17 protein-coding genes are annotated in these 15,402 nt (G+C 70.4%); 8 read left to right on the forward strand and 9 right to left on the reverse strand.

What is annotated here, in order from left to right; translation table 11 throughout:
* Positions 1 to 12 precede the first annotated feature (12 nt).
* Both QFZ26_RS18400 and QFZ26_RS18405 read right to left on the reverse strand, forming a co-directional pair.
* Complete coding sequence (locus QFZ26_RS18400; RefSeq protein WP_307044711.1) at positions 13 to 1,116, reverse strand: glycosyltransferase family 4 protein; 1,104 nt, start codon at positions 1,114 to 1,116, stop codon at positions 13 to 15.
* Positions 1,113 to 2,006 carry an alpha/beta fold hydrolase gene (locus QFZ26_RS18405; protein WP_307044713.1) on the reverse strand — a complete coding sequence of 298 codons (894 nt, stop codon included), beginning with the start codon at positions 2,004 to 2,006 and terminating at the stop codon, positions 1,113 to 1,115. The genes QFZ26_RS18400 and QFZ26_RS18405 overlap by 4 nt, the downstream gene beginning before the upstream one ends.
* A gap of 122 nt (positions 2,007 to 2,128) precedes the next feature.
* Here QFZ26_RS18405 and QFZ26_RS18410 point away from each other — a divergent pair, with 122 nt between their 5' ends.
* Positions 2,129 to 2,830, forward strand: coding sequence for an exonuclease domain-containing protein (locus QFZ26_RS18410; protein ID WP_307044715.1), 702 nt, complete (start codon positions 2,129 to 2,131; stop codon positions 2,828 to 2,830).
* Between the two features lie 57 nt (positions 2,831 to 2,887).
* On the opposite strand, the gene QFZ26_RS18415 is transcribed toward QFZ26_RS18410, so the two are convergent.
* The 3 genes from QFZ26_RS18415 to glgA all read right to left on the reverse strand — a co-directional run bounded on the left by QFZ26_RS18415 (position 2,888) and on the right by glgA (position 5,287).
* On the reverse strand, positions 2,888 to 3,136 hold the full coding sequence (locus QFZ26_RS18415) for a type B 50S ribosomal protein L31 (RefSeq protein ID WP_307044717.1): 249 nt from the start codon (positions 3,134 to 3,136) through the stop codon (positions 2,888 to 2,890).
* Positions 3,137 to 3,248: 112 nt separating this feature from the next.
* A complete protein-coding gene (locus QFZ26_RS18420) occupies positions 3,249 to 4,034 on the reverse strand; it encodes an ABC transporter ATP-binding protein (RefSeq protein ID WP_307044719.1) in 786 nt (261 codons plus the stop codon).
* Between the two features lie 65 nt (positions 4,035 to 4,099).
* Entirely contained in the window at positions 4,100 to 5,287 is a 1,188-nt protein-coding gene (glgA, locus tag QFZ26_RS18425) for a glycogen synthase (protein ID WP_307044721.1), read from the reverse strand.
* Between the two features lie 81 nt (positions 5,288 to 5,368).
* Here glgA and glgC point away from each other — a divergent pair, with 81 nt between their 5' ends.
* From glgC to QFZ26_RS18440, 3 genes are all read left to right on the forward strand, one after another.
* Positions 5,369 to 6,616, forward strand: a complete 1,248-nt coding sequence (glgC, locus tag QFZ26_RS18430) for a glucose-1-phosphate adenylyltransferase (RefSeq protein ID WP_307044723.1) — start codon at positions 5,369 to 5,371, stop codon at positions 6,614 to 6,616.
* The gene (serB, locus tag QFZ26_RS18435) at positions 6,613 to 7,275 is read left to right on the forward strand and encodes a phosphoserine phosphatase SerB (RefSeq protein WP_307044726.1); all 663 of its coding nucleotides are present in this window, start codon (positions 6,613 to 6,615) and stop codon (positions 7,273 to 7,275) included. The genes glgC and serB overlap by 4 nt, the downstream gene beginning before the upstream one ends.
* 74 nt (positions 7,276 to 7,349) lie before the next feature.
* Positions 7,350 to 8,306: an SMP-30/gluconolactonase/LRE family protein gene (locus tag QFZ26_RS18440; protein ID WP_307044727.1), complete on the forward strand. Its 957-nt coding sequence runs from the start codon at positions 7,350 to 7,352 to the stop codon at positions 8,304 to 8,306.
* A gap of 9 nt (positions 8,307 to 8,315) precedes the next feature.
* Here QFZ26_RS18440 and QFZ26_RS18445 read toward each other — a convergent pair whose 3' ends face one another.
* Positions 8,316 to 9,026, reverse strand: a complete 711-nt coding sequence (locus QFZ26_RS18445) for a beta-ketoacyl-ACP reductase (protein WP_307044729.1) — start codon at positions 9,024 to 9,026, stop codon at positions 8,316 to 8,318.
* 134 nt (positions 9,027 to 9,160) lie between these two features.
* Here QFZ26_RS18445 and QFZ26_RS18450 point away from each other — a divergent pair, with 134 nt between their 5' ends.
* The 3 genes from QFZ26_RS18450 to QFZ26_RS18460 are packed head-to-tail and all read left to right on the forward strand — an operon-like array spanning position 9,161 to position 10,616.
* Entirely contained in the window at positions 9,161 to 9,520 is a 360-nt protein-coding gene (locus QFZ26_RS18450) for a DUF3099 domain-containing protein (protein ID WP_307044731.1), read from the forward strand.
* Entirely contained in the window at positions 9,517 to 9,783 is a 267-nt protein-coding gene (locus tag QFZ26_RS18455) for a hypothetical protein (protein WP_307044733.1), read from the forward strand. The genes QFZ26_RS18450 and QFZ26_RS18455 overlap by 4 nt, the downstream gene beginning before the upstream one ends.
* Entirely contained in the window at positions 9,780 to 10,616 is an 837-nt protein-coding gene (locus QFZ26_RS18460; RefSeq protein ID WP_307044734.1) for an SURF1 family cytochrome oxidase biogenesis protein, read from the forward strand. Before QFZ26_RS18455 ends, QFZ26_RS18460 begins: the two co-directional genes overlap by 4 nt.
* An 11-nt stretch (positions 10,617 to 10,627) precedes the next feature.
* On the opposite strand, the gene QFZ26_RS18465 is transcribed toward QFZ26_RS18460, so the two are convergent.
* Positions 10,628 to 12,226, reverse strand: coding sequence for an ABC-F family ATP-binding cassette domain-containing protein (locus tag QFZ26_RS18465; RefSeq protein WP_307044737.1), 1,599 nt, complete (start codon positions 12,224 to 12,226; stop codon positions 10,628 to 10,630).
* Positions 12,227 to 12,365: 139 nt separating this feature from the next.
* Here QFZ26_RS18465 and QFZ26_RS18470 point away from each other — a divergent pair, with 139 nt between their 5' ends.
* Positions 12,366 to 13,577 carry a winged helix DNA-binding domain-containing protein gene (locus tag QFZ26_RS18470; RefSeq protein ID WP_307044738.1) on the forward strand — a complete coding sequence of 404 codons (1,212 nt, stop codon included), beginning with the start codon at positions 12,366 to 12,368 and terminating at the stop codon, positions 13,575 to 13,577.
* Here QFZ26_RS18470 and QFZ26_RS18475 read toward each other — a convergent pair.
* Positions 13,543 to 14,106, reverse strand: coding sequence for a YceI family protein (locus QFZ26_RS18475; RefSeq protein WP_307044740.1), 564 nt, complete (start codon positions 14,104 to 14,106; stop codon positions 13,543 to 13,545). The genes QFZ26_RS18470 and QFZ26_RS18475 overlap by 35 nt on opposite strands.
* A 102-nt stretch (positions 14,107 to 14,208) precedes the next feature.
* Positions 14,209 to 15,393, reverse strand: a complete 1,185-nt coding sequence (locus QFZ26_RS18480) for a glycoside hydrolase family 3 N-terminal domain-containing protein (RefSeq protein WP_307044742.1) — start codon at positions 15,391 to 15,393, stop codon at positions 14,209 to 14,211.
* Positions 15,394 to 15,402: the final 9 nt, after the last annotated feature.

The following is a 15,402-nucleotide window of genomic DNA, read 5'->3' on the forward strand; positions in this document are numbered from 1 at the left end:
CGGTGCGCCGACTCAGGCGCCCGCCGTGCGCCGGCGTCGCCGCCGCGAACCCGGGCCCGCGATGCTCAGCATGAGCTCGAGCAGCCGCTCGGCGGAGGTCGCCCAGTTGAACCGGGCGGCGATCTCGACGGATGCCGCTGAGCGCCGTTCCCATTCGCCCGGGCGTTCGAGCGCCCAGAGCGCGGCCACGAGCGCCTCGGGATTGGCCGGGTCGAAGTACATCGCCGCGTCTCCGCCGATCTCGCGGAAGATGGGGATGTCGCTCACGACGACCGGCGTGCCGAGCCGCATGGCCTCGACGAGTGGGATGCCGAATCCCTCTGCGCGTGAGGCGGTGACGAGGGCGGTAGCGCCGGCGAGGAGCTCGGCGTACGCGGCATCCGTCACCCCATCGTGGAAGACGAGCCGTGCCTGCGGGGCGAGCCGCGTGAGTCGCGCTCGCTCGTCGCGACTGATGCGGCTCATCAGGTGGAGTTCGTGGTCGGGCAGAGCTGCGACCGCGCGCACGAGCGTGTCGACGTTCTTGTAGGGCATGTAGGAGCCCATGTAGACGAGTCGGTGCCCGTCGGGGCGCACCCGTGGCAGCGCCGGCACGGCGAGGTCGTCGGCCGCGTTCGGCACGACGACGACCGGGCGATCGGTGAGGTGGTGCTCGTGGATGAGCCCGGCCGTGGTCTCGGAGACGGTGACCACGGCATCGGCGCGGTTCAGGAGCATCCGCTGCGGCCACCACGCGAGGTGATAGAGCCGCCAGAGCAGCCGCACGGGCCAGGGCAGGTCGCGCGGCGGCGTGCGGTTCTCGTAGTAGATGAGGTCGTGCACGGTGAGGAGGAGCTTGTAGTCGCGCCCCCACGAGCCCATGGTCTGCATGGGCGTGAACACGACGTCGGGCCGCAGCCTCTTGACCTGCGACGCGACGAACGGTTCACGGATGCTCGTGACCGGGCTGATGAGCTGCCACGGCAGCGACGGCAGCATCTCGAGCTGGCGGTGGTCGCTGACGAGCATCGTGAGCGGATGCCGCTTGCCGAGCTCGGTCACGATGCCCGCCGTGAATCGGCTGATTCCGTCGTGCTGCCCGATGCGGGTGTAGCGGCAGTCGACGACGATCCTCACGCGTGCGCTCCGGAGCGCAGGAACCGGAGGATTCGCGCCGCCGCGTCGCCGGGCGTCTCGTAGTGGATGAGGTGCCCGACCTCGGGGATCACCTCGAGCGACGCATCGGGGAACAGCCGCACGAGACGGTGCTGCGCGGCCAGCGGCGTGACGTCGTCGCGCTCGGCGGCGACGAGCAGCGTGGGAACCGTGATGTCGGCCGCATACTGGCTCACGTCGTGGCTGACCGACGCGCGGAACGCCTCGAGCACTGCGTCGCGGTCGCCGAACGCCGAGAAGTAGCGGTCGTGCTGGTCGTGGATGAATCGGCGAAGCGACTTCGACCGGGTCTTGGCCATGGTGACGCTCATGACCCGCACGATCGCGCCGTTGCGGAGCAGTGCGAAGCCGGCCCGCTCGGGCAGCGCCGCCGCGGTGCGGTAGTAGAGCACCGCAAGCCGCGTCATGACCCCTCGCGGGCCCTCGAGCGCAGGTGCGCCGATCGGGTTCACGAGCACGAGCCGCTCGGGAGCGAGCCCGCGGGCGACGGCCGCAGCCGACACGATCGACCCGAACGAATGGCCGAGCAGGGTGTAGGAGCCGCTGACCCCGACGGTCTCGATGAACGCGGCGAGCCAGTCGGCGTAGGCCTCGATGTCGTGCGGCCGATCGGCGAATGTCGCCGACTCGCCGAAGCCGGGCAGGTCGGGCGAGATGATGCGGAACCCGGGCAGTTGCGCGACCACGGGCTCGAGACCGTGGTGGTCGCCGCGGAACCCGTGCACGAGCACGAGCACGGGAGCATCGCCCTCGCCGTACTCCCACCATGCGGTCTCGGTGTCGGCGACATCGGCGCGATGCGCCCGCACGGGGATGCGAGCGAGCTGCTCGGCGTACGGGGAGGCGATCATCCTCGCCATTCTACGGCGCACGCCTGCGGCGATCCTGCGAGCTGTGGAGAGCGGATGAGCGGATGCCGCGGCGGTGGGCGCGTCCGAGCGCCGTTGACGGTGGCCGCCCATAACCTCGGGCCATGGATGTCACGACTGCAGCCCGCTGGGCCGATACCCTCGCCGTGTTCGACCTCGAGACCACCGGCATCGACGTCGATACGTGCCGCATCGTCACCGCCCACGTCGGCGTCATCGGCGTCGGCGGCGAGGTGCTCGAGCGCCGCGAGTGGCTCGTCGATCCGGGCGTCGAGATCCCCACGGCGGCCTCGCTCATCCACGGGGTCACCACCGAACGCGCTCGTCTCGAGGGCCAGTCGGCCGTGTCGGCGGTCGCCGAGATCATCGCTGCGCTGACGGATGCCGCGACTCGCGGCCTGCCGATCGTCGCGTACAACGCGGCCTACGACCTCACCATCCTCGAGCGCGAGGCCACCCGCTACGGCCACACTCCGCTGCCAGGCCCGGGCCCCGTCGTCGACCCCCTCGTGATCGACAAGGCGGTCGACCGCTACCGGCGCGGCAAGCGCACGCTCTCCGCCACCGCGGCGCACTACGGCGTCGTCCTCGACGACGCACACGACGCCGGCGCCGACGCCGTGGCCGCAGGCCGCGTCGCGCAGGCGATCGCCCGCGCCTACCCCGAGCTCGCCGCGACCGCGGTCGCCGAGCTGCACGCACGCCAAGTCGACTGGTGCCGCGAGCAGGCCGAAAGCTACCAGTCGTGGCGCCGCGCCAACGGCGAGCCCGAGTTCACGACGTCGGGCGCCTGGCCGGTGCGCTGAGTGCACAGACGACGAAGGGCGGGCGACTCACGTCGCCCGCCCTTCGTGTCGACTGGACTACTTGCCGAAGTTCTTGAAGCGCTGGTTGAACTTCTCGACGCGACCGGCCGAGTCCATGATGCGCTGCTTGCCCGTGTAGAACGGGTGCGACTCCGACGAGATCTCGACGTCGATGACCGGGTAGGTCTCACCGTCGAGCTCGATCGTCTTCTCGCTCTTCACCGTCGAACGAGTGAGGAACGTGGCGCCCGAGGCGAGGTCGCGGAAGACGACGGCGGCGTATTCGGGGTGGATGTCGGTCTTCATGGAGACTTCCTTGATTCTGCGGATGATGGATTCGAAAGCCTGCGCGCACGCAGGAAAGCAAAGTGGCCCATGGGCCAGCTACCGATTCTAGCAGAATCGGGCGCGGGCGAGTTCACGCGGCGCGTGCCGCGTACCGCCCGTCGGTCTCGTCGAGTTCGATGGTCATGTCGAACGCCTCGGTCAGCTTCTCGGCGGTGAGCGCCTCGGTGAGCGGGCCCGCAGCCACGATGCCGCCGTTCTTGAGCAGCAGCGCGTGCGTGAAGCCCACCGGGATCTCTTCGACGTGGTGCGTGACCATGACGATCGCGGGCGAGGCGGACGAGGCCGCGTAGCCGCCGAGGAGGCCGACGAGCTCTTCGCGGGCACCGAGGTCGAGGCTCGCGGCGGGCTCGTCGAGGAGGAGCAGCTCGGGGTCGGTCATGACCGACCGGGCGATCTGCACGCGCTTCTGCTCACCGTCGGAGAGGCTGCCGAACCGGCGGTCGGCGAAGCCCTCGAGGCCCCACTCGGAGAGCACCCGCTGGGCGCGGCGGAGGTCGATCTTCTCGTACTCCTCGTTCCAGCGGCCGGTGACCGAGTACGCCGCCGTGAGCACGACGTCGATCACGGTCTCGTTGCGCGGGATCTTGCGGGCCATCGCGGTGGACGCGAACCCGATCATGGGCCGGAGCTCGAAGACGTCGACCTTGCCGAGCGACTCCTGCAGCACCTCGGCGGTGCCCTTCGAAGGATGCATCGCCGCGGCGGCGATCTGCAGCAGCGTCGTCTTGCCGGCACCGTTCGGCCCGAGGATGACCCAACGCTCATCGGAGTCGACGCTCCAGGTCACGGAGTCGAGGATCGTGTTGCCATCGCGGACCACCGACACATCGTGGAACTGCAGAACCGTACTCGCCATGGTCACAATGCTATCGGCAGCCGAGAGGGCCTCCCGCCGCTCGCCGCGAGCCGGCGAGGGATGCCTCAGGCTCCGAGCACGCGATCGTAGACGTCGCGGGTGCGACGGGCGATCGCATCCCAGGCGAACTGCGCCTCGGCGCGGCGGCGGCCCGCCGCGCCCATCGCCCGGGCACGCGCCGGGTCGGACACGACCTCGGTGAGCGCGGCAGCGAGGTCGGCGACGAAGCGCTCGGGATCGATCGGGGTGCCGGTGCCGTCGTCGGCCTGCTCGATCGGCACGAGCACGCCGGTCACGCCGTCGTCGACGACCTCGGGGATGCCGCCGGTCGCCGTGCCGACGACGGGCGCGCCGCAGGCCATCGCCTCGAGGTTGACGATGCCGAGCGGCTCGTACACCGACGGGCACACGAACGTCGTCGCGGCGGTGAGCAGTGCCGTGAGCTCAGCGCGCGGCAGGTGCCGGTCGATCCACACGACACCGTCGCGCTCGGTGCGGAGCTCGTCGACGAGGCCGGTGACCTCGGCCATGATCTCCTCGGTGTCAGGTGCGCCCGCGCACAGCACGAGCTGCACCTCGGGCGGCAGCAGCCGCGCCGCGCGCAGGAGGTATGGCAGGCCCTTCTGGCGGGTGATGCGGCCGACGAACACCACCGAGGGCCGCTCGGGGTCGACACCCAATGCGCGCACGGTGTCGAGGTCGTCGACCGGCGCCCACTCGTCGAGGTCGATGCCGTTGTAGACGACCTCGACACGCCCGGGATCGACCGACGGATACGCGCGCAGGATGTCGCGCCGCATGCCGTCGCTCACGGCGATCACCGCGTCGGCGTCTTCGAAGGCGGCGCGCTCGACCCACGACGAGAGCCGGTATCCACCGCCGAGCTGTTCGGCCTTCCACGGTCGCAACGGCTCGAGGCTGTGCGCGGTCACGACGTGCGGGATGCCGTGCAGGCGCTTCGCCGTGAAGCCCGCGAAGTTGGCGTACCAGGTGTGCGAGTGCACGAGATCGGCGCCTGCCGCGTCGCCCGCCATCAGCAGGTCGACACCCATGGTGCCGAGTGCCGGGTTGGCCGCGCTGAACTCCGCGGGCGTCGGATAGCCGGTCGTGCCCGCTTCGGGCCGCGGGGCGCCGAAGCAGCGCACCTGCACCTCGAGATCTCGGCGAAGCGCACGCACGAGCTCGGCGACGTGCACGCCGGCCCCTCCGTAGACCTCGGGCGGGTACTCGCGGGTGAGCAGGTCGACGCGCATGCAGCAAACGTAGCGCAGCGGCATCCGTCACGTCCCGACTTCGCGACCCACGGGTCGCTCGCGCTGGCTACGCTGGGGAGCATGGCCACGCGCAAGGTATTCGGCATCGTGCTCGCCGGCGGCGAGGGCAAGCGACTCATGCCCCTGACAGAAGACCGCGCAAAGCCCGCGGTGCCGTTCGGCGGCCAGTACCGCCTGATCGACTTCGCCCTGTCGAATCTCCTGAACTCGGGGCTGAGGCAGATCGTCGTGCTCACCCAGTACAAGTCGCACAGCCTCGACCGCCACATCTCGCAGACCTGGCGCATGAGCGGACTGCTGAACTCCTACGTGGCCTCGGTGCCCGCGCAGCAGCGACTCGGCAAGCGCTGGTTCTCGGGTTCGGCCGACGCGATCCTGCAGAGCCTCAACCTCATCTACGACGAGCAGCCCGACATCATCGCCGTCGTCGGCGCCGACCACGTGTACCGCATGGACTTCAGCCAGATGATCGACGCGCACGTCGAATCCGGTGCGGCGGCGACCGTCGCGGCGATCCGCCAGCCGATCTCGCTCGCCGACCAGTTCGGGGTCATCGAGGTCGACCCGAATGACTCGGGTCGCATCCACCGGTTCCTCGAGAAGCCGAGCGATCCGGTCGGGCTTCCCGATGCCCCGCACGAGGTGCTCGCGTCGATGGGCAACTACGTCTTCGATGCCGACGCCCTCATCGACGCGGTCCTCCGCGATGGCGAACGCACCGACTCGAGCCATGACATGGGCGGCGACATCATCCCGGCCTTCGTCGAGCAGGGCCGCGCGGGCGTCTACGACCTGCAGCGCAACGAAGTGCCGGGCTCGACCGATCGCGACCGCTACTACTGGCGCGACGTCGGAACCATCGACTCGTTCTTCGAGGCGCACCAGGACCTCATCTCGGTGCTGCCGGTCTTCAACCTCTACAACCGCGAGTGGCCGATCTTCAGCCAGCAGCTCAACTCGCCGCCCGCGAAGTTCACGCGCGACGCGCGCGGCTCGCTCGGCACCGTCATCGACTCGATCGTCTCGCTCGGCTCGGTGATCTCGGGTGCGCACGTCGAACGAAGCGTGCTCGGACCCTGGGCGATCGTCGGGTCGGGCGCTCACGTGGCCGATTCGATCCTCTTCGACCGGGCCCGCATCGACGCCGGGGCCACGGTGCAACGGGCGATCCTCGACAAGGAGGTCGTCGTCGAGGCGGGCGCACGCATCGGGGTCGACCGCGCCGAAGACGTGGCGCGCGGCTTCATCGTGACCGACAGCGGCATCACCGTGGTCGGCAAGGGCTCGCGGGTTCGGTCCGCGGCGTGAGCGGTGAGGTCACCGGCCGCCGAGGCGGCCTGCTCGTCGTGCTCGACGCCGACTCGACGCTGATCCGTGAAGAGGCCATCGAGCTGCTCGCCGAGGCGGCGGGCAGCCTCGCGCACGTCGCCGCGGTCACCGAACGCGCGATGCGGGGCGAGCTCGACTTCGCGGCGAGCCTGCGTGAACGCGTCGCCACGCTCGAAGGGCTCGACGTCGAGGTGCTCGCGACTGCACGCGACCGGATGACCCCCACCGACGGCGTGCGCGAGCTCATCGACGGCGTGCACGCCGCCGGAGGTCTGGTGGGCGTCGTCTCGGGCGGATTCCACGAGTTGCTCGATCCGCTCGCCGAACGCCTCGGACTCGACTTCTGCCGGGCGAACCGGCTCGCCGTCGACGGGGGCCGGCTCACCGGGCGCGTCGACGGAGCCATCGTCGACGCCTCCGCGAAGGCGGCCGCGCTCGAGGAATGGGCTGCGGCATCCGGCACGCCCCTCTCCCGCACCGTGGCCGTGGGCGACGGCGCGAACGACCTGCTGATGCTCGACCGGGCGGCGCTCGGCGTCGCGTTCTGCGCGAAGCCCGTCGTGCGCCGGCACGCGGATGTCGCGATCGACCGGCCCGACCTCAGCGGCGTGCTCGCACTCGCCGGGCTCCGGGGTTAGGCCGGACCCGTTGCCGGTCTGGGAGTACGCTCCGAACCCGTGAGGCGGCGACGACGCGGACGTACGATGACCGCATGACCAGTCGCAACGTCGCGCGCCTGTTCGCGACCGCAGCTCTCAGCGCCCTCCTCGTAGCCACTGCCTCGCAGGCCGCCGGCGCCGTGACGATGTCACCGCCCGGGTCGACCGGCTCGCTCGCCGATCGCATTCCGCTGCCGAACGGCTTCCAGCCCGAGGGGATCGCGATCGACTCGCAGGGCACCGTGTATGTCGGGTCGCTCGCCGACGGTGACATCTACGTCGGTGACGTGCGCTCCGGGGAGCAGGAGGCGATCATCCCCGGGCCGGGAACTCCGTCCGTCGGACTGAAGGTCGACCAGCGGGGCCGCTTGTTCGTCGCGGGCGGCCCGACCGGCACGGCCCGCGTGGTCGACACCGAGACCGGCGAACTCCTCGCGAGCTATCAGCTGACGACCGGCCCGACGTTCGTGAACGACGTCGTCGTGACGCGGTCGGCCGCCTGGTTCACCGACAGCCAGCAGGCCCAGCTGTACAGACTTCCGCTCAGTCCCTCGGGCGAGCTGCCCGATGCCGACGAGGTCGAGACGCTCCCCCTGACCGGCGAATGGGAGCAGCAGCCGGGGTTCAACGCCAACGGCATCGCACAGACGCCCGACCGGCAGGCGCTCCTCGTCATCCAGTCGGTGACTGGAACGCTCTTCCGTGTCGACCCCGCGACCGGCGAGGCGACGGCCGTCGACCTCGGCGGGGTCGCCCTGAACAACGGCGACGGACTGCTGGTCGTCGGGCGCACCCTCTACGTCGTGCAGAACCAGCTCGACACCGTCGCCGTCGTGCGCCTCGATCCGGCCGGCACGAGCGGCGAGGTCGTCGACCTGCTCACGAGTCCCGAGTTCCAGGTGCCGACCACGGTGGCCGCCTACGCGAACAGCCTCTTCCTGCCCAATGCCCGCTTCGGCACGCCGCCGACGCCCGACACCACCTATCAGGTGACGCGCATCGGTCGCTGAGCTGACGGGTCAGTGCCCCATGCCGAGGCCGCCATCGACGGGGATGACGGCGCCCGAGATGTAGCCTGCGTCGTCGCCGGCGACCCACGCCACGGCCTTCGCGACCTCGCCCGGCGACGCGAAGCGACCGAGCGGGATGCTCTTCTTGTAGTCGGCCTGCTGGGCCTCGGGCAGCTGGTCGGTCATGTCGGTCTCGATGAAGCCGGGCGCGACGACGTTGGTCGTGATGTTGCGGGCGCCGAGCTCGCGCGTCAGCGAGCGCGCCATGCCCACGAGTCCCGCCTTCGAGGCGGAGTAGTTGACCTGGCCGGCAGACCCGTAGAGCCCCACGACGCTCGAGATGAGCACGATGCGGCCGAATCGTGCCTTCAGCATGCCCTTCGAGGCGCGCTTGACGACCCTGAACGCCCCCGTGAGGTTCGTGTCGATGACGCTCGTGAACTCGTCTTCGCTCATGCGGAGCAGCAGCGTGTCGCGCGTGATGCCGGCGTTCGCCACGACGACCTCGACGGGACCGAGCGCCGCCTCGACGTCGGCGAACGCCTGGTCGATGGAAGCGGCATCCGTGACATCCGCCCGGACCGTGAGCGAGCCCTCCGGCCCCTCGCCGGAGCGCGCCGTGACCGCGACACGGTGGCCCTGTGCGAGGAACTCGCTCGCGATGGCGAACCCGATGCCCCGATTGCCACCGGTCACGAGGACGGTACGGCTCGTCGTCATGCTGGACTCCGTTCTGTGCGTCTGGCCGTTCGGCCCGTCCCAGCATAGAGGCTCGTCGATTGGGGCATCCGCGGCGCCCGGACGGACGTAGGCTTAACCCAAGAGGAGTGCCGTGAGACCAACGGCGACCCACTATGAAGCAGCAGTCGATCACCTCGCTGCCGCCCTCCCCCGAAGCGGAGCGGCGGTCGCGCATGATCAAGTACACGATCGCGATGTCGATCCGCGTGCTCTGCATCTTCGCCATGCTCTTCGTCCAGGGATGGTGGCTGGCGGTGTGCGCGGCCGGCGCGATCTTCCTGCCCTATATCGCGGTGGTGCTCGCGAACGTCGGGAGCCCCAACCGGCAATCGACCGTGCTCCGGCCGGGTGGCCTCGTGCTCCGCACTCCCCCGGCGAACGACGGGCCGACGGACGCACCGCACCAGGCAGATGCACCACGCCAGGCGGATGCCACTCCTGAAGCAGACCGCGACGAGCGTGGTGCCGCGTGATCGGCGGGCTCGACGCGCCCCTGCAGGGCGTCTGCTCGCGGGCTGAGTGCCGCGAGGTCGCAACCTGGCGCATCGACTGGCGCAACCCGCGCATCCACACCGGCGACCGTGGCAAGACCTGGCTCGCGTGCGACGAGCACGTCGAGTACCTCAGCGGCTTCCTCGAGGCGCGCTCGTTCCCGGTGGAGGTCGCCCCGTTCGCGGCATCCGACGATGACGAGCCCGTTGGCGACGCCGGCACCGCGACCGGAGGCCGCCCGTGAACGACTGGCGCTTCCTGTTCGCGCGGCGATGGGCCGGCTATCTCGCCCTCACGATCGTGTTCGCGATCGCCTGCTCGGCGCTCGGAACGTGGCAACTGAACCGGCGCGCCGAAGCGCTCGCCGAGGTCGCACGCATCGACGCCAACTACGACGCGGCCGCCGTGCCGGTCGCCGAGGCGCTGCCCGATCCGGCGGCATTCGACGTCGACCAGCGCTGGCAGGTCGTCGCACTGTCGGGTGAGTACCTCGCCGACGAGGAGATCGTCGTCCGCAACCGCCCCTTCGAGGGCAGCTCGGGGTTCGAGGTCGTCACCCCGTTCCTGCTCGACTCCGGTGGGGTCTTCATGGTCGACCGCGGCTGGATCGCGCAGGCGTCCGACGGCCGGCCGAGCGAGTACGACGCTCCGCCGTCAGGGCACGTCGAGGTCGAGGCCCGGCTCAAGGCCGGTGAAGACCGCATCGCGGGTCGCACCTCCACGGGCGTCGAGTTCGCGACGATCGACCTCGACGAGCTCGCCGAGCGCGTCGGCGAGCCGAGCTACACGGGCGCCTATGGGGTCCTCGTGCAGTCGAGGTCGGATGCCGCAGAGCCGCCGCTCGCGGCGGCACGGCCCGTGCGCGACGAAGGTCCGCACCTCTCGTACGCCCTGCAGTGGTTCGTGTTCGCGCTGCTCGCGTTCATCGGACTCGGGTGGGCGGCGAACCAGGAGCGCAAGGGGCTCGCCGAGGCATCCGGTGCCGTCGATGCGCCGAAGGTGCCACGCGAGCCGAAGCGCGCGCCTCGTGACCGCGCCGACGCCGACGTCGAAGACGAGATCCTCGACCGCCGCTGACGGTGCACCCCCTACGAGAGCTCGATGAGCTCCTGGTACTCGCGGCTCCAGTGGTCTTCGGTGCCGTCGGGCATGATGAGCACGCGCTCGGGGTTCAGTGCCTCGACGGCGCCGGGGTCGTGCGAGACCAGGACGACCGAGCCCTCGTAGTGCGCAAGGGCATCGAGGATCTCGGCGCGGCTCGCGGGGTCGAGGTTGTTCGTCGGCTCGTCGAGCAGCAGCACGTTGGCCCCTGAGACGACGATCATCGCGAGGGCGAGACGGGTCTTCTCACCGCCCGAGAGCACTCCGGCGGGCTTGTGCACGTCGTCGCCCGTGAAGAGGAATGACCCGAGCACCTTGCGCGCCTCGGTCTCGGTGAGGTTCGGGGAGGCGCTCACCATGTTCTGCAGCACGCTGCGCTTCACGTCGAGCGTCTCGTGCTCCTGTGCGTAGTAGCCGACGCGCAGGCCATGGCCGGGCTCCACGACGCCGGTGTCGGGCTGGTCGACGCCTGCCAGGATGCGGAGGAGCGTCGTCTTGCCGGCACCGTTCAGGCCGATGATGACGACCTTCGAGCCACGGTCGATCGCGAGGTCGACGGCGGTGAAGATCTCGAGCGAGCCGTAGCTCTTCGAGAGGTCGCTCGCCGTGATCGGGGTGCGTCCGCACGGGGCGGGCGTCGGGAAGCGCAGCTTCGCGACGCGGTCGACGGCGCGCACCTCGTCGAGCCCGGCGAGGAGCTTCTCGGCACGAGCGACCATCTGGTGCGCCGCGGCGGCCTTCGAGGCCTTCGCGCCGAACTTCGCGGCCTGCAGCTGCAGGACACCGGCTTTCTTCTCGGCGTTCGCGCGCTCCTTCTTGCGCCGTTCCTCGTCAGCGGCGCGCTGGCGCTGGTAGTGCTTCCAACCCATGTTGTAGACGTCGATCATCGAGCGGTTCGCGTCGAGGTAGAACACCCGGTTCACGACCTCGCCGACGAGCTCGACATCGTGGCTGATGACGATGACGCCGCCGCGGTAGCCCTTGAGGAACTCGCGGAGCCAGACCACGGAGTCCGCGTCGAGGTGGTTCGTCGGCTCGTCGAGGATCATCGTCTCGGCATCGGAGAAGAGGATGCGGGCGAGCTCGATGCGCCGGCGTTGGCCGCCCGAGAGCGTCTTCAGCGGCTGGTCGAGGATGCGATCGGGCAGGTTCAGGTTGGAGGCGATCGAGGCGGCCTCGGCCTCGGCCGCGTAGCCGCCGAGCGCCGTGAAGCGGTCGGTGAGGTTGCCGTACTTCTTCATCGCGCGTTCGGCCACGGCCGAGTCGTCGCTGCCCATCTGCATCGAGGCCTCGTGCATGCCGAGCACGAGCGAGCCGAGCCCGCGCGCGTCGAGGATGCGCGTGCGGGCGAGCATCTCGGGATCGCCGGAGCGCGGATCCTGCGGGAGATAGCCGATCTCGCCGCCGCGATCGATGCGGCCGCCGGTCGGCAGGGTTTCCCCGGCCAGTGTCTTCGTCAGCGTGGTCTTACCGGCGCCGTTGCGGCCGACGAGACCCACCTTGTCCCCCGGGGAGATGCGGAAGTCGACATGCTCCATGAGCACTCGTGCGCCGATTCGGATCTCGAGATCATGGACGGCGAGCACGGGAATCCTCCGGAGCGACGGGTGTGGGATGGCGTGCCGAGCGGCACAGCCTCCCAGTCTATCGTTCCGGGGCCGCCGAACATCGACGGCAGCTGTACGGCGGGCGACGGATGTCACCGGCATCCGGCAGACTCGGAGCATGCCGAAGCTCGCCAGCGACGCCCGCGTGCGCGCCGCCCGCCTCGAATCGCACGGCTTCAAGCGCGGCCTCCCCTCGATCGCCGCCGCCGTCGAGCGCCTGGGCGCCGTGCAGGCGCAAGACTTCACCGCGTCGAAATGGGTGCTGGGGTCTCGCGTGCGCGGTTCGACGGCGGCCGATGTCGACTCGGCGATCGAGGCTCGCGAGATCGTGCGGTCGTGGCCGCTCCGTGGCACCCTGCACCTGCTGCCACCGGCAACACTCCGTTCGATCCTCGCGATCACCGGTCCTCGCGAGGTGCATCGGGCCGCCCTGCGTCATGCGGACCTCGAGCTCGACGCCGCCGTCTACCGCAAGGCGCGCTCGATCGCCGAACGCGAGCTCGCCGGCGGCTCCCGCTCGCGGGCGGAGCTGCAAGAGGCCTGGGAGGCGGCGGGCATCGTCACCACCGGACAGCGCGGCTACCACCTGATCTGGTGGCTCGCGAACGACGCCGTGGTGTGCTGGGGCCCGATCGAAGGCCGTGGCCAACGCCTCGTGCTCCTCGACGAATGGTCGCCCGGGCCCGCCGGATCGGCGGCGCCGTCCGATCGCGAGGCGACCCTCGCGGCGCTGTTCCTCGCCTACGTGCGCGGACACGGCCCAGCCACCGTTCGCGACTTCGCCTGGTGGAGCGGCCTCACCCTCACCGACGCCCGGCTCGCGCACGCGGCGGTCGGCGATGCGGTCACGGCCTTCGACGACGAGCGGCTCGTCGTGGCCGACGCCGGGTGGCCCGCCGACCCCTCGGCCGTAACGCGACGTCCGACCGGCGCGTTCGCGCTCGCCGCCTTCGACGAGTACTTCCTCGGCTACACCGACCGCACGGTGGTCTGCGATCCCGAGTTCGCCGGCCGAGTCATCCCCGGAGGCAACGGGGTGTTCCAGCCCGTGCTCGTGTCACGTGGAAGGGTGGTCGGCACGTGGAAGCGCAAGCCCGGCGGCAAGGCCGGCGGAGGGGCATCCGTGATCATCGATCCGTTCACCACCGCGAACACCGCCGACTTCGAAGCGGCGTTCGCCGAATGGGCGCGGTTCTGGGGAGACCAGCCGGGCGAGGTCCAGCTGGCCGACCGGTCGCCAACAGCGAACGGGCGACCGCGCCCCGCGCGATCGCCCGTTCGTGAACGTCGAGTGACTACTGCTCGAGCGAGGCCTGCAGCTCGAGGGTGATGGTGACCTTCTCGCCGAGCAGCACGCCGCCGGTCTCGAGCGCCGCATTGTAGGTGAGGCCGAAGTCCTCGCGGTTGATGACGGTCTTCGCCGTGGCGCCGCCCTTGTAGTTGCCGTAGGGGTCGCCGCCGAAGCCGCCGAAGTCGAAGTCGAAGGTGACGCGCTTCGTGATGCCCCGGATCGTGAGGTCGCCGTCGACCTTGAAGTCGCCGTCCTCGACGCGGATGCCGGTCGAGACGAAGTCGATCGTGGGGTACGTCTCGGCCTCGAAGAAGTCGCCGGTACGCAGGTGCGCGTCGCGGTTCGGCTCGTTCGTGGTGATCGACGCGACCTCGGCCGATGCCGTGACGCTCGAGTCGAGCGGGTTCTCAGCCGTGACGAACGTGGCGTCGAAGCGCTCGAACTTGCCCTTGACCTTGCTGATCATGATGTGCCGGATGCTGAAGCCGATCTCGCTGTGGGCGGTGTCGATCTTCCAGGTGCCGGCGCGGTAGCCGGGGATCTCGATCGTCGAGGCGGTGGTCGTCATGGTTCGGTTGTCTCCAAAGGGTCATCTCGTGCAGCCGGTCGGCCACACGTATGCAAACGCATGGACGCGGGATCTATTCCGGCGCGTCTCGCCGCCGGGGATTCAGACCGCGAGCGACCGGCGGAGCGTGAGGATGCGGGCGACGGCCTCGTCGACCCTGGCCATGGGGATTCGTCCGCTCTGCACCGCAGTCGTGATCGACCCGACGAGCCCCGGCACGGAGATGCCGAACTCGCTCGGGTCGGCGGGCAGCACGTAGAGGAGGAGGTCGGCCCCGGCGGCGATCGCACGCACCGCGTTCTCGCCGGGATCGGCGAACTCGGGGAGCTCGTTGTGCTGGAGCATCAGCATGTCGTCGGTCACGACGACGCCGTCGAATCCCAGTTCGTCGCGCAGCAGCTGATGCCAGACCGGCGAGAGGGACGCCGGGGCCGGATCGACCGCGGGGTAGGCGAGGTGACCCGTCATCACGAGCTCGGCCCCCGCGTCGATGCCGGCGGCGAACGGAACTGCGGGACCCGCGCGCCACTCGTCGAGCGAGAGCGGCGCGCTCGGGATGCTCGAGTGCGAGTCGCCAGGGGCGGCACCGTGCCCGGGGAAATGCTTGAGGGTGCTCGCCACGATGCCACGCTCCCCCGCGACCGCGGCAGCGACGCGCTCCGCGGCCCCGGCCGGATCGGTGCCGAGCACACGACCGAAGATGAAGGACCCCGGATCCGCCGTCACGTCGGCGACGATGCCGAAGTTGACGGTCGCGCCACTGCCGGCAACCGCGGCCGCGCGGCTGGCGAAGGCGTCGTGCGTCGCGCTCGACGGTGCCGCGCGCAACGTCTCGGCACTCGCCGCGTCATCCCACGGGAGACGCTGCACCTCGCCGCCCTCCTGGTCGATGCCGATGAGCGGCGGGCAGGCGGGATCGGCGGTCGCTGCTCCCGCCAGGGCGGCGACGGCCGCCGGATCGCCGGGGATGTTGTCGCCCATCAGGATGAGACCGGAGACGCCCGCATCGACGAGTGCTCGCAACGGCGCCGGGTCGGTGCCCGGTGCGTGCAGCATGAGCAGCGCGGCGGCCTTCTGCTCGAGGGTCATCGCCGCCATCCGCTCGTCGACCCAGGCAGCGATCGGGTCGACCGGCTCCGGCGTGGGAGTGGGCGTCGGCGTCGCATGCGCCGTCGCGGTGCGGCTCTCCGGTGCGGCGGTCCCGCCGGAACCGGCCGCACATCCGGAGAGCGCAACGAGCACTGCCGAAACCAGGAACGGCAGTGCAGCCGCTCGCTTCACTCGCATCCGGGCGAG

Source organism: Agromyces ramosus, assembly GCF_030817175.1.
Taxonomy (GTDB): domain Bacteria; phylum Actinomycetota; class Actinomycetes; order Actinomycetales; family Microbacteriaceae; genus Agromyces; species Agromyces ramosus_A.

Coding starts and splice junctions, on each gene's coding strand:
- QFZ26_RS18405 (WP_307044713.1), bottom strand. CDS start 2,006: ATGATCGCCTCCCCGTACGCCGAGCAGCTCGCTCGCATCCCCGTGCGG.
- QFZ26_RS18410 (WP_307044715.1), top strand. CDS start 2,129: ATGGATGTCACGACTGCAGCCCGCTGGGCCGATACCCTCGCCGTGTTC.
- QFZ26_RS18415 (WP_307044717.1), bottom strand. CDS start 3,136: ATGAAGACCGACATCCACCCCGAATACGCCGCCGTCGTCTTCCGCGAC.
- QFZ26_RS18420 (WP_307044719.1), bottom strand. CDS start 4,034: ATGGCGAGTACGGTTCTGCAGTTCCACGATGTGTCGGTGGTCCGCGAT.
- glgA (WP_307044721.1), bottom strand. CDS start 5,287: ATGCGCGTCGACCTGCTCACCCGCGAGTACCCGCCCGAGGTCTACGGA.
- glgC (WP_307044723.1), top strand. CDS start 5,369: ATGGCCACGCGCAAGGTATTCGGCATCGTGCTCGCCGGCGGCGAGGGC.
- QFZ26_RS18440 (WP_307044727.1), top strand. CDS start 7,350: ATGACCAGTCGCAACGTCGCGCGCCTGTTCGCGACCGCAGCTCTCAGC.
- QFZ26_RS18445 (WP_307044729.1), bottom strand. CDS start 9,026: ATGACGACGAGCCGTACCGTCCTCGTGACCGGTGGCAATCGGGGCATC.
- QFZ26_RS18450 (WP_307044731.1), top strand. CDS start 9,161: ATGAAGCAGCAGTCGATCACCTCGCTGCCGCCCTCCCCCGAAGCGGAG.
- QFZ26_RS18470 (WP_307044738.1), top strand. CDS start 12,366: ATGCCGAAGCTCGCCAGCGACGCCCGCGTGCGCGCCGCCCGCCTCGAA.
- QFZ26_RS18475 (WP_307044740.1), bottom strand. CDS start 14,106: ATGACGACCACCGCCTCGACGATCGAGATCCCCGGCTACCGCGCCGGC.
- QFZ26_RS18480 (WP_307044742.1), bottom strand. CDS start 15,393: ATGCGAGTGAAGCGAGCGGCTGCACTGCCGTTCCTGGTTTCGGCAGTG.